This window comes from Salmonella sp. SJTUF14076, from assembly GCF_015534835.1.
Classification (GTDB): Bacteria; Pseudomonadota; Gammaproteobacteria; order Enterobacterales; family Enterobacteriaceae; genus Salmonella; species Salmonella enterica.
Genome location: NZ_CP064674.1, coordinates 406,210 through 418,369 on the forward strand (window position 1 = coordinate 406,210; position 12,160 = coordinate 418,369).

Here is a 12,160-nt window from a genome sequence, read left to right on the forward strand (position 1 = left end):
TTCACCTTTATATACCTCTTAATGGGTATATGGCTGATTTGTCTGGATTTTTATAAGTGGCGGAATTGTCAGGCTTTTCAGGTTTGTACAAATAACATACAAAATGAGGGGTTTTTAGGCCAACAGGCCTACCCCGTCAGGAGGGGGGATAGAGTGCCGGAGGGCGACGTCGCCTTATCCGGCCTACCAACAGCTTACGCTGTAGCTACCGTCTTGAACGTCAAGCGGTAGCTACATAATTTTCATCCCACGGAAGCCGCGTTTTCAACACGCCGAAGCATAAATGTACCAGTTTGCGCATCACAGCTCCCAGCGCGGCTTTCTTCGCCTTGCCCTTTGCGACCAGCCTTTCATAGATAGCCTTCGCCTGTTTGTTCCAGCGGCTCGCGGTCAGCGCTGCAACGTACAGCTTAGCCCGCACTCCTGACGGTCCTGTTTTTGACATATGTGGTCTGCCACGCACTGAGCTCCCCGACGTTTTCTCTACCGGTGTCAGTCCCAGATAGGCCGCCACCTGTGAGGCGCTTTTGAACGTCCCGTCTTTCAGCAACGCCAGCATCTCCCGCCCGACCTGATCTTTCACTCCCTTGATTGATTTCAGTAACTCGAGATCAGCCTTCAGCCCCGGATCGTTATCCGTATGATCGGTTATCAGCTTCTCTATCCGGGCCAGTTCCTCGTTCAGCCAGCTCTTTGTTCGCTCAAGTGAACGGATGACCTCCTGTGGTGTGGATGTGGAATTCGCTTTTTCCAGCCGGTTCACCGTACGCTGTACATCCTCTCTCAGCGCATCCCGCTGGCGCAGCAATGCCCTCAGCTTACGTACTTCAGGCGAAGGAGGAACCCAGACAGCCGGGGACTTCAGCTCGCCATAACAGGCCAGCACGAAGGCATCGACAGCATCATTCTTGTTGAGGATATCCATCCCGTGGGCAAATTCGCGGACACGACAGGGGTTGGCCATGCAGACGCTGACACCGGCCTCATGCAGGCCATACGCCAGATTTTCATGGTAAATACCCGTCGCTTCCAGTACGACAGTCACGCTTTCAGGAACACATTTTTGTGCGTTCAGCCAGTCGATAACTTTACGGGCAACGGCGGGTTCGTTAGTCAGAACCTTGTGCTTTTTTTTACCGCCGGGGCCGGCAGTAAGCAGACAAAGATCGATTTTATTTTTACTGACATCAATACCGAGAGTACACACAGAACACCTCCTTTCACCTGAGCCAACACGCCATTCCAGCCTTGTACATACGAAGTCAACGCTTCTGGTTACCGTTCGGATTTTGAGTGACGTGAAAGGTGAAACGGGAGGCTTAAGCTACATCGGAAGCTCAGAGTCTTCAGGCCGGATACAAGCTTCTCCCGTTTCAGATAGCTGACAGCTAATCAGCTATCTGTTCAGGATACAAGGCCGGATAAGACGCATCGCGTCGCCATCCGGCAATCATTATCAATGCGCCGCTGGCGAACTATGCTGACGATGACGGGAGACAAAGCCGAGCGCAAAGCACATCACAAAGACCACCGCATACAGACCATTCGCGGTGAGTAACGCCGCCTGTGGGCCGCTGTGCGCTACAATCGGGCCGGTGACGACGAAGGTCAGCATTGTTCCGATGGTGCCGCAGGTCAGAATAAAGTTAACCAGCTTAGGCGAGGCCACTTTCGTTTGCTGCGATCCCAGCGTAATGATGGAGGTATAAATGGCGCTGGAGAAGAAGCCCAGCGTCAGAATAAACCACGGCATATGCGCCTGCGTGCCGGTAATAAACAGATACATCAGTACCGCCGCCATACCCGCCAGTACGGTCAGAATGCGTTGCAGATCGAAAAAGCGCAGGATAAAGCTAAACGCCCACATGCCAAACATATAGGACATCCAGAAATCACTCACCAGCGCCCCGGCGTCATTCAGGCTCATGCCGAGGCCTTTGGCGTATTCCGGCACCCAGGAGATAAAGCCTAATTGACCGAGGATATAGCACAGCGCGGCGACGGCGAGAAACAGTACGCCAATGCCCCATTTTTCTTTGACGGCAGGTGCCTGAGAGTGCTGCGCATGTTTACCCAGCGCCGGAAATTCACAGCCGAAGGTCAGGATGAAAATCGCCAGGTAGACCAGGCCGATGCAGGCGTAGACCCAGTACCACTCAATACTACGCGCCAGCAGGAAGGCGGCGACCATAGGAAAAATCATCCCCGCCATGCTGAAGAAGGAGTCGGTAAACAGCAGTCGGGAACCACGCTGACGCCCTTCATACAGTTGCGTAATCAGGAAGGTGCCAATCGACATGGTGATCCCGCTGACCAGCCCCAGCACAAACATCGCCGCTGAGAACAACGCCAGGCTATGGCTGAACATCAGCCCGGCCACCGCCAGCACCATCAGGATAAAACCAAAGCGTAGCTGTGTTTTCAGCGGGATGATTTCCATCAGCCACGCATTGAGGAAGATCGAGATCAAAATCCCGGCATTCAGGAAAGTAAAGGTGTTACTCATGCTGGAAACGGGCAGCTGAAAATAGTCTGCGATATTTCCCATCACCATCCCGGTGACAATCACCAGCGCCCCGGTCAGGGCGTAGGAAAGAAAGCTGATCCATGTGAGCTTGATGCGGTTGCTGTTAGTCATGTCTGGCCTTGAAGAGAAGTGAAGCGCGTGGAGGGCGCGTTAAGCGGGCAGATTTTAGGCGCTTTTGTGATGCATTTAAATAATTATTAGTGATAGTAATGTTCATTACATTTTTTAATGTGATGTTTGTCACATCATATTGCAAGAATACGGCGTTGCGTCGTAACGTTACATTTGTTTCATATACGTAAAATTAGGTAAAGGGCTGGCCTGGCCCAGGAAGGCTCTTTAAAATCATTCCACTTGCTTTATTTCTGCTCTCTTTAAGGAAATCTCATGCTCAAATCGACTCTGGCGGCTGTCGCAGCTGTTTTCGCTCTTTCTGCTCTTTCTCCCGCAGCGTTGGCAGCAAAAGGCGATCCTCATGTGCTGTTAACCACCTCCGCCGGGAATATTGAGCTGGAGCTGAACAGCCAGAAAGCGCCGGTTTCTGTGAAAAACTTTGTCGATTACGTCAACAGTGGTTTCTATAACAACACTACGTTTCACCGCGTTATTCCTGGCTTTATGATTCAGGGCGGTGGTTTTAACGAGCAGATGCAGCAGAAGAAACCGAATCCGCCGATTAAGAATGAAGCCGACAACGGCCTGCGTAATACTCGCGGCACGATCGCGATGGCGCGCACCGCAGATAAAGATAGCGCCACCAGCCAGTTCTTTATTAACGTCGCGGATAACGCTTTTCTCGACCACGGCCAGCGCGACTTTGGCTATGCGGTATTTGGTAAAGTGGTAAAAGGTATGGATGTCGCCGATAAAATCTCACAGGTACCGACGCACGATGTCGGGCCTTATCAGAATGTGCCGACAAAACCAGTCGTTATCCTTTCCGCGAAAGTCCTGCCATAAAACATGCCTGCGCGGGTGCGAGCCGCCCGCGTTTTCTCCCTGTCTCAGCGTAACCTGAAATTGCTGCTTATACTTGTGGTCAAGCACAGGCATATTCAGGGAGGCCCGGTGAAGAAACTTACCGATAAACAAAAGTCACGCTTTTGGGAACAGCGGCGCAACGTTAACTTCCAGCAAAGCCGCCGTCTCGAAGGTATTGAGATCCCCTTAGTAACCCTGACCGCCGATGAAGCGCTGGCACGTCTTGACGAGCTTCGGAGGCACTATGAGCGATAAATTTGGCGAAGGGCGCGATCCGTACCTCTATCCGGGGCTGAATGTGATGCGTAATCGGCTGGGGATTCATCAGGCCCAGCGACTGGCGCAAGCGGCATATGAAATGACCGCGCTCCGCGCCGCCACGATTGAACTGGGGCCGCTGGTACGCGGCTTGCCTCATCTGTGCGCGATTCATCGCCAGCTCTATCAGGATATTTTCGACTGGGCAGGGCAACTGCGGGAGGTCGATATTTACCAGGGCGATACCCGTTTTTGCCACTTTGCCTATATCGAAAAAGAGGGCAACGCTCTGATGCAGGATCTGGAAGAAGAGGGCTATCTGGTCGGTCTGGCGCACGAGAAGTTTGTCGAGCGGCTGGCGCATTACTACTGTGAAATTAACGTGCTTCATCCGTTTCGTTTGGGGAGCGGGCTGGCGCAGCGTATCTTCTTTGAACAACTGGCGCTACATGCAGGCTACGCGCTGAGTTGGCAAGGTATTGCGGTTGACACATGGAAGCAGGCGAACCAGAGCGGCGCGATGGGCGATCTCTCCACTTTGCAGGCGATTTTTCAGAAAGCGATAAGCGAAGCTCGCGAAACTGAGTAAAATAGGGCGGTTCTACTGACCCGGAGCCGCCATGATCCTGCTTATCGATAACTATGATTCCTTTACCTGGAACCTCTACCAGTATTTTTGTGAACTGGGCGCGGAAGTGCAGGTTCGGCGCAATGATGCGCTGACGCTGGCGCACATTGACGCTTTGAACCCGCAAAAAATCGTTATCTCTCCTGGCCCCTGTACGCCAAATGACGCTGGCATTTCACTGGCGGTCATCCGCCATTATGCCGGACGTATTCCGATGCTGGGCGTTTGCCTGGGTCATCAGGCGATGGCGCAGGCCTTTGGCGCGTCGGTGGTGCGGGCAGCGAAAGTGATGCACGGTAAAACGTCACCTGTTACGCATAATGGACAGGGCGTGTTTCGGGGATTGCCCAGCCCGTTAACCGTGACACGTTACCACTCGCTGATTGTCGACCCTGCCACGTTGCCAGAGTGTTTTGAGATCACCGCCTGGAGCGAAACGCAGGAGATTATGGGCATTCGCCACCGCGAGTGGGATCTGGAAGGCGTGCAGTTCCACCCGGAAAGTATTCTTAGCGAACAGGGACACGCGCTACTGGAAAATTTTCTTCAACGTTGATTAATGGTTGTCATTGAGTGATTTTTTATTCATATTTTGTGAGTATAATTTCACTGAATTTTCTGCTTAACCGGGTGGTAATGATATGGCAACTGAACAAACGGCTATTACGCGCGCAACTTTTGATGAGGTGATTCTGCCTGTTTATGCACCGGCGGACTTTATTCCGGTCAAAGGTAAAGGCAGCCGCGTATGGGATCAGCAGGGCAAAGAGTATATCGATTTCGCCGGCGGGATTGCAGTGACTGCGCTGGGCCATTGCCATCCGGCACTGGTCGAGGCGCTGAAATCCCAGGGGGAAACCTTGTGGCATACCAGTAACGTTTTTACCAATGAACCGGCGTTGCGTCTGGGACGTAAACTGATCGACGCCACGTTTGCCGAGCGCGTGCTGTTTATGAATTCCGGCACTGAAGCGAACGAAACCGCTTTTAAACTGGCGCGTCATTATGCCTGCGTGCGCCATAGCCCGTTCAAAACGAAAATCATTGCCTTCCATAACGCCTTTCATGGCCGTTCCTTGTTTACCGTCTCTGTCGGCGGGCAGCCGAAATATTCCGACGGCTTTGGACCGAAACCCGCCGATATTATTCACGTTCCCTTCAACGATCTTCATGCGGTGAAAGCGGTAATGGATGACCACACCTGCGCGGTGGTGGTCGAGCCGATTCAGGGTGAAGGCGGCGTGCAGGCGGCTACACCGGAATTCCTCAAAGGGTTACGCGACCTGTGTGACGAGCATCAGGCGTTGCTGGTGTTTGATGAAGTGCAGTGCGGGATGGGGCGCACCGGAGACCTGTTTGCCTATATGCACTACGGCGTCACGCCGGATATCCTCACCAGCGCCAAAGCGTTAGGCGGCGGTTTTCCGGTGAGCGCCATGCTGACCACGCAGGAGATCGCCTCGGCCTTCCATGTTGGTTCGCATGGTTCAACCTATGGCGGCAATCCGCTGGCCTGTGCGGTGGCTGGCGCGGCATTCGATATTATTAATACGCCAGAAGTACTACAAGGCATTCACACTAAGCGGCAACAGTTTGTGCAACATTTGCAGGCGATTGACGAGCAATTTGACATTTTCAGCGATATTCGCGGCATGGGGCTGCTGATTGGCGCGGAACTGAAACCGAAGTACAAAGGTCGGGCGCGTGATTTTCTGTACGCAGGCGCGGAGGCTGGCGTGATGGTGCTCAATGCCGGAGCCGACGTGATGCGTTTTGCCCCGTCGCTGGTGGTGGAAGAGGCGGATATCCATGAAGGAATGCAGCGCTTTGCGCAGGCGGTAGGGAAGGTGGTGGCCTGATGGCGGATTGCCGGATAAGCGTAGCGCATCCGGCAGTCGGTCTTAACCTTTTGTATCCCGTAGCCGCTTACTCAGCCAGATACCGTGATGCGGACGCTGACGCCAGGCCATCGACGAAATTGTGTGCATGGTGTTCAGATGGCCAATGATGCGCTGTAAATGTTGTTCCAGAGTGCTCAATAAGCCATGTGACGGCATGTCCGGCGACTCCAGAATATTGACATCGCCGGAGCCGCCTGGCCTGTCGTACTCCAGGCGCTGCTGGCAGCGCTGAATCGCAATCTCGCAAGATTCCAGATAGCGCTGCGCCAGATCCGGCGTCAGTATGGTGTGTTCCCGCGCCAGCGTCGTCATAGCGTTGATATGCTCGACAATAAACTGGCTGTGCGTGACCCACAGTTTCATATCCGACAGATAGTGGGTATTGAATCCGGGTTCCTGCATTGCCTGATTTAACGAGTTGAATAACGTGTTATGCGCCTGGTTGACCCGCATTCTTTGATAAGCGAGCGGGGTGGCCTGCGGATCGTTACTGAGGATCAGTCGGATGGCTTCTTGATCGGCTTCCAGCGCATCATGGGCGTTTTTACGTAATAGCCCGCTTTGCCATTGCGGCCACAGCCAGACCATGCCGCCAAAGGCAATTAAACAGCCAATCAGCGTATCGATCAGCCTCGGCACAATAAACTGCTCTCCGTTTAACGTCAGTAACTGGATGGTGTATACCGCCGTCACCGTAAAGCCGACCGTCGCCCAGCCGTAGTTTTTACGAATAATCAGATAACTTGCCAGCGTTAGTACCAGCATGACCGCCAGCGTAATGCTTTCGGGAATATGTAAGTGCAGCGTGACGCCGGCAATCACCAGGCCGACCAGCGTTCCGACCGAACGGTGCAGAATACGTACGCGCGTCGCGCCATAGCCGTTTTGGGTGACAAACAGCACCGTCATGAGTATCCAGTACGGTTTAGGCAGGTGCAACGCACTGCCCATCAGACTGGCGATACTCATCATCACGCTGATGCGTCCGGCGTTGCGTAGCGCCGGCGATTTAAGAGACATATAATTTTTCAGCGCCGGAAGTAGCGGCAAACGACGCTGTTTATCGGCCATCAGGTCGCGGGCGTACAGCGGTCGCTGAGTACGCAGCACACGGGCGATTCGACTGAAGTGCCAATAGCAGAACTGGCCTACCGGATTTTCAGGATGCTGATTGGCGATCTTCTCCAGAGCGCCAATCTGTTTTTCCATGGAGAAGCGCGTCGGCAGACGATGATACAGAATGTCATCCGCCAGCACGCGCAGACGGGCGGCGACCGTTTGCGCATTCCAGCGAATCACCTCTTCCGCATGGCTGCGTTCTACCAGTTTCTGTACCTCTTCCGGCTGATGCAAGCTGACGGAGATGTGCTCCTGCAAATCCATCGCTTCCTGAAAAGCCCGTAGTAGACGCTTGTAATCATTATTGTTGTGCGCCGAAAGCATATGCATCTGTTGGTAACACTGGGTAATGAGATCGACCGCTTTTTGCTGGCGTATCAGCAGGGGAGGCAGCGCTTTTTCCGGATCGATATGTTGGGTGAGCAGGCTGTATTTCGCTTCACAATAATCGGCCAGTTCACGGTATAACAAACTCAATGACTCGCGCAGCGGCTGTTCGCGCCATAGCCAGAACCAAAACCAGTTAAACACGCCGTACCATAGCGTGCCCAGCGCATAAATGAGCAGCGGCTCCCAGACGGGCATGTATCCCGCAAGGCTCAGGGTAAAGATGGCGGCAATCAGCGACGCTGGCAGTAGCCGCGCGTGAAGCGGGCTAATTTCCGCCGTCACGCCAAGCACCAGCGTCAGCCCGGTCAGGATCAACGGCAGGGGGATGGATTCCGCCAGCAGAAGTTGCGTTACCAGACTGCATCCGGCGAACAGCGATGCGCCGATGATCAGGCGTTTAAAAAAGCGTTTGTGCGGGGTATCCAGACCTGCAATGTTGCAGCAGGCGGGAACGAGAGAGAAAAGCAAGCCCAGGTGTAGCTGGCCTATCAATAAACCAACAGCCACAGGCAGGCACAGCACCAGCGTTTGCCGTAGTGCGTAATTAATCTCTGGGTGATAAATCAGTCTTCGCCACATCGATGCAAACAAAAATGGCGCATGATAAAACGCGCCATTCTGACGGGATTAACGGGTGCCGTAGACGACGATGGTCTTGCCATGCGCGGAGATCAGGTTTTGATCTTCCAGCATTTTCAAAATACGACCAACGGTTTCGCGGGAGCAGCCGACGATCTGGCCGATTTCCTGACGGGTGATTTTGATCTGCATCCCATCCGGGTGCGTCATGGCATCGGGCTGTTTCGCCAGATTCAGCAGCGTCTGAGCGATACGCCCGGTGACGTCAAGGAAGGCGAGGTTACCTACTTTTTCAGAGGTGACTTGTAAGCGACGAGCCATCTGGGAAGAGAGGCGCATCAGAATATCCGGGTTGACCTGGATTAATTGGCGAAATTTTTTGTAGGAAATTTCAGCGACCTCACATGCGGTTTTCGCACGTACCCAGGCGCTGCGTTCCTGGCCTTCTTCAAACAGGCCCAGTTCACCAATAAAATCACCCTGATTCAGATAAGAAAGGATCATTTCTTTCCCTTCTTCATCTTTGATCAGCACTGCCACGGAGCCTTTAACGATGTAGTACAGCGTTTCTGCTTTTTCACCCTGGTGAATCAGCGTGCTCTTTGACGGGTACTTATGAATGTGGCAATGAGACAAGAACCATTCAAGAGTCGGGTCTGTTTGCGGTTTGCCAAGCACCATGCGCGGTTATCCTCTGTTATAAGCTGTCTCCAGAGCCAGAAAACGGCACTGTCTCTGGGGTTGCAAAAATATACTTCCCGCTACCTGGGAAGGGGGCTACGAAAATAGATTGTAGCCTGTAATGTGATGTCCTCTGCATACATGCAGTACGTCAATGTATTACTGTAGCATCTTGTCTGTTTTAGCATAGCTTTCGCCGTGTGTCTCCTGGTGTCTCGCTTCAGCATGACCCAGGTCGCCTTCCATTGCGACTTTTGTTGTATGCGCGTAATCTTTCAGGAAAATTGAAACATTGGAGTTACGAAATATGCAAGCGCGTGTAAAGTGGGTTGAAGGACTCACATTCCTCGGAGAGTCCTCCTCCGGCCACCAGATTTTAATGGATGGCAACTCCGGTGACAAAGCGCCGAGTCCGATGGAGATGGTATTAATGGCGGCTGGCGGATGTAGCGCTATTGATGTGGTATCAATCCTGCAAAAGGGCCGTCAGAATGTCACCAACTGCGAAGTGAAGCTGACATCCGAGCGCCGGGAAGACGCGCCGCGCCTGTTTACGCACATTAATTTGCATTTTATCGTTACCGGCAGCGATCTGAAAGAGGCTGCCGTCGCGCGCGCTGTCGATCTCTCCGCGGAAAAATATTGCTCGGTGGCGCTAATGCTGGAAAAAGCGGTCAATATTACCCATTCGTATGAAGTGATTGCGGCGTAACACGTGATGCCGGATGGCGGCGTGGCCTTATCCGGCCTACCCGTTTTTATCTCGTAGGCCCGATAAGCGTAGCGCCATCGGGCATTTCACCGCGGTTATTCGATTTTTTTGCCTTCCATTAATCGCTGCACCAGCGGCAACATAATCAGCTCCATCGCCAGCCCCATTTTGCCGCCCGGCACCACTAATGTATTAATGTGAGAAATGAACGAGCCCTGGAGCATCGCCAGGAGCCAGGGAAAATCGATCCCTTCCAGGTTGCGGAAATGGATCACCACAAAACTCTCATCCAGCGAGGGAATACCCTTTGCGGCGAACGGATTGGACGTGTCGACGGTCGGTACGCGCTGGAAGTTGATATGGGTACGCGAGAACTGCGGCGTAATGTAATTGATGTAGTCGTCCATGGAACGCACCACGGAATCCATCACCGCTTCACGGGAGTGTCCGCGCTCGCTGGTGTCGCGAATCAGTTTCTGAATCCACTCGAGGTTGACGATAGGCACCACGCCAACCAACAGATCAACATGACGCGCGACATCATGTTGTGGGGTGACGACGCCGCCGTGCAGTCCTTCATAAAACAGCACATCGGTCGGTTCAGGAAGCGGCTGCCAGGGGGTAAACGTGCCGGGAACCTGATTCCACGGTACGGCTTCATCATAGGTATGCAGATATTTACGCGACTGGCCTTTACCCGTCTGCCCGTACTCAATAAAGGTATGTTCCAGTAGGCTGAAGTCATTGGCTTCAGGCCCGAAATAGCTGATATGCCGCCCGGCGTCACGCGCTTTGCGGATCGCCATGTCCATTTCCGGGCGGGTGTAACGATGAAAACTGTCGCCTTCCACCTCGGCGGCGTGCAGATTTAACTGCGCGAAAATTTTACGAAACGCGAGACTGGTGGTGGTGGTCCCCGCGCCGCTTGACCCTGTTACTGCTATCACCGGATGTTTGGCTGACATGGCAACTCCATGATTGAGCTTTAATAATAATGTCTTGTTGGCAAAGGCGTTTTATTCGCGAAACTGCTTTTTCGGCATAATATTGACCGTTTCATGTAATTCAGACCATACCAGCACGGCCTCGCCGGATTGCAGTTGGCGTTTTACGTCAGCGACTTTTTGTTCAAGCGAACGTTCATGTTCACCATAATCGGTGCCTTCGCGCAACACAAAGCTTTCGATCAGGTTGTCCAGCGTGTCGGGGGCGAGCCCCTGCCAGGGAATGATCATGATGACGCCTCCAGGTACGTTGTCAGCCAGTCAGGAATTCGGCGTTCCAGCCACATTTCAGGGCGCAGCGGCGTACCGCCGATAAATCCTACGTGTCCGCCATGCTCAGTCAGCTGATACTCCACCTGCGGGGGCAGATCTTCCGCTTTAGGGATCACGTGATGATCCATAAACGGATCGTCTTTAGCGTGAATAATCAGCGTCGGTTTAGCAATCTGGTTAAGCAACGGCATGGCGCTACACTGACGATAGTAGTCGATGGCGTCGGCAAAGCCGTGAATTTTCGCGGTGATCAGGTCGTCAAACTCGCGAATACGGCGCATTGATTTCAGTTGCGCCAGATTCACCGGCAGCGACCCGGGGTACGCCGCCAGCTTGCGTGACGCATTCGCTTTTAACAGATTAAGCAAATAACGCTGATAGACGCGGGAAAACCCTTTGTCCATGTGGTAGCTACAGGCTTCGAGAACGAAAGGCGCAGAAACAATTACCGCCGCCTCGATGGGAATATCGCGGCCTTCTTTCGCCAGCAGGCACGCCAGCATATTACCGCCGAGCGAATAGCCCACGGCGGCTGTCGGAACGGCGCCGAACTCCCGCTGTAGCCAGCGTAAAAACCAGGCTCCGTCCTCCGTTTCACCGGAGTGGTAAATACGATTCAGACGGTTGGGTTCGCCGCTACAGCCGCGAAAGTGCATCACCACGCCCAGCCAGCCGCGCTTTTGCGCCGCCTCAATCAGCCCGTGGGCATAGGGGCTGTTCAGGCTGCCTTCCAGACCGTGAAAGACCACCAGCCGCGGTTTATGCTTTGCCTGTTGCGGTTCTTCGCTCCATGCCAGATCGACAAAATCGCCGTCCGGTAGCTCCAGCCGCTGCCAGTGGGCGTTGAACTTCACTTTGCGGCGGATTAAGCGCGGCAGCATAGTTTGTAAATGGCGATTACGAATGCCACGCATGGGAATAAATTCATGCGAGTCATTGACAGGCGGGGTCATTTCTGTGGACGTGATCTCAACCATAGCACCAGAACAATTGATAATTGGAAACAATACTATACCGCGCATAAGGTTCACAGATTAGTCAATATGTGATTTTACGTTCAATTGGTCGCTGGGGAAATAAAATTGCGCCTCATTTCACCAGAGAGGG

General features: G+C 53.3%; 13 protein-coding genes. 6 read left to right on the forward strand and 7 right to left on the reverse strand.

Annotated elements, in window-relative coordinates:
• Window positions 1-220: 220 nt before the first annotated feature.
• Entirely contained in the window at window positions 221-1,207 is a 987-nt protein-coding gene (locus tag HU143_RS01795) for an IS110 family transposase (RefSeq protein WP_023226548.1), read from the reverse strand.
• Window positions 1,208-1,456: 249 nt separating this feature from the next.
• Window positions 1,457-2,638 (reverse strand): MFS transporter TsgA, encoded by a 1,182-nt coding sequence (gene tsgA, locus HU143_RS01800; protein WP_023226790.1) that lies wholly within the window; start codon window positions 2,636-2,638, stop codon window positions 1,457-1,459.
• A 276-nt stretch (window positions 2,639-2,914) separates the two neighbouring features.
• On the opposite strand from tsgA, the gene ppiA reads away from it, so the two are divergent.
• From ppiA to argD, 5 genes are all read left to right on the forward strand, one after another.
• A complete protein-coding gene (gene ppiA, locus HU143_RS01805) occupies window positions 2,915-3,487 on the forward strand; it encodes a peptidylprolyl isomerase A (RefSeq protein WP_000920478.1) in 573 nt (190 codons plus the stop codon).
• A gap of 108 nt (window positions 3,488-3,595) precedes the next feature.
• Entirely contained in the window at window positions 3,596-3,763 is a 168-nt protein-coding gene (locus HU143_RS01810; RefSeq protein WP_001519136.1) for a YhfG family protein, read from the forward strand.
• Entirely contained in the window at window positions 3,753-4,355 is a 603-nt protein-coding gene (locus tag HU143_RS01815) for a putative adenosine monophosphate-protein transferase Fic (RefSeq protein WP_023226789.1), read from the forward strand. The genes HU143_RS01810 and HU143_RS01815 overlap by 11 nt, the downstream gene beginning before the upstream one ends.
• A gap of 31 nt (window positions 4,356-4,386) precedes the next feature.
• Window positions 4,387-4,950, forward strand: coding sequence for an aminodeoxychorismate synthase component 2 (gene pabA, locus HU143_RS01820; RefSeq protein WP_000601878.1), 564 nt, complete (start codon window positions 4,387-4,389; stop codon window positions 4,948-4,950).
• Between the two features lie 85 nt (window positions 4,951-5,035).
• Entirely contained in the window at window positions 5,036-6,253 is a 1,218-nt protein-coding gene (argD, locus tag HU143_RS01825) for a bifunctional acetylornithine/succinyldiaminopimelate transaminase (RefSeq protein ID WP_000190023.1), read from the forward strand.
• A 42-nt stretch (window positions 6,254-6,295) separates the two neighbouring features.
• Here the strand turns inward: argD and HU143_RS01830 are convergent, their stop codons facing one another.
• Together HU143_RS01830 and crp are read right to left on the reverse strand one after the other, a co-directional pair.
• Complete coding sequence (locus HU143_RS01830) at window positions 6,296-8,383, reverse strand: YccS/YhfK family putative transporter (RefSeq protein ID WP_000269310.1); 2,088 nt, start codon at window positions 8,381-8,383, stop codon at window positions 6,296-6,298.
• 48 nt (window positions 8,384-8,431) lie between these two features.
• Window positions 8,432-9,064, reverse strand: a complete 633-nt coding sequence (crp, locus tag HU143_RS01835) for a cAMP-activated global transcriptional regulator CRP (protein WP_000242758.1) — start codon at window positions 9,062-9,064, stop codon at window positions 8,432-8,434.
• Between the two features lie 307 nt (window positions 9,065-9,371).
• Between crp and HU143_RS01840 the strand changes: the two genes are divergently transcribed.
• Window positions 9,372-9,776: an OsmC family protein gene (locus tag HU143_RS01840; RefSeq protein ID WP_001148919.1), complete on the forward strand. Its 405-nt coding sequence runs from the start codon at window positions 9,372-9,374 to the stop codon at window positions 9,774-9,776.
• A 95-nt stretch (window positions 9,777-9,871) separates the two neighbouring features.
• On the opposite strand, the gene HU143_RS01845 is transcribed toward HU143_RS01840, so the two are convergent.
• Genes HU143_RS01845 through HU143_RS01855 form a run of 3 tightly spaced genes read right to left on the reverse strand, consistent with a single transcriptional unit; the run spans window position 9,872 to window position 12,075 of the window.
• The gene (locus HU143_RS01845; RefSeq protein ID WP_001274690.1) at window positions 9,872-10,741 is read right to left on the reverse strand and encodes a phosphoribulokinase; all 870 of its coding nucleotides are present in this window, start codon (window positions 10,739-10,741) and stop codon (window positions 9,872-9,874) included.
• Between the two features lie 51 nt (window positions 10,742-10,792).
• Window positions 10,793-11,011 (reverse strand): YheU family protein, encoded by a 219-nt coding sequence (locus HU143_RS01850; protein WP_000586568.1) that lies wholly within the window; start codon window positions 11,009-11,011, stop codon window positions 10,793-10,795.
• Entirely contained in the window at window positions 11,008-12,075 is a 1,068-nt protein-coding gene (locus HU143_RS01855; RefSeq protein WP_001214115.1) for a hydrolase, read from the reverse strand. Before HU143_RS01855 ends, HU143_RS01850 begins: the two co-directional genes overlap by 4 nt.
• Window positions 12,076-12,160 lie beyond the last annotated feature (85 nt).

Coding starts and splice junctions, on each gene's coding strand:
- tsgA (WP_023226790.1), bottom strand. CDS start 2,638: ATGACTAACAGCAACCGCATCAAGCTCACATGGATCAGCTTTCTTTCC.
- ppiA (WP_000920478.1), top strand. CDS start 2,915: ATGCTCAAATCGACTCTGGCGGCTGTCGCAGCTGTTTTCGCTCTTTCT.
- HU143_RS01815 (WP_023226789.1), top strand. CDS start 3,753: ATGAGCGATAAATTTGGCGAAGGGCGCGATCCGTACCTCTATCCGGGG.
- pabA (WP_000601878.1), top strand. CDS start 4,387: ATGATCCTGCTTATCGATAACTATGATTCCTTTACCTGGAACCTCTAC.
- argD (WP_000190023.1), top strand. CDS start 5,036: ATGGCAACTGAACAAACGGCTATTACGCGCGCAACTTTTGATGAGGTG.
- HU143_RS01830 (WP_000269310.1), bottom strand. CDS start 8,383: ATGTGGCGAAGACTGATTTATCACCCAGAGATTAATTACGCACTACGG.
- crp (WP_000242758.1), bottom strand. CDS start 9,064: ATGGTGCTTGGCAAACCGCAAACAGACCCGACTCTTGAATGGTTCTTG.
- HU143_RS01840 (WP_001148919.1), top strand. CDS start 9,372: ATGCAAGCGCGTGTAAAGTGGGTTGAAGGACTCACATTCCTCGGAGAG.
- HU143_RS01845 (WP_001274690.1), bottom strand. CDS start 10,741: ATGTCAGCCAAACATCCGGTGATAGCAGTAACAGGGTCAAGCGGCGCG.
- HU143_RS01850 (WP_000586568.1), bottom strand. CDS start 11,011: ATGATCATTCCCTGGCAGGGGCTCGCCCCCGACACGCTGGACAACCTG.
- HU143_RS01855 (WP_001214115.1), bottom strand. CDS start 12,075: ATGCGCGGTATAGTATTGTTTCCAATTATCAATTGTTCTGGTGCTATG.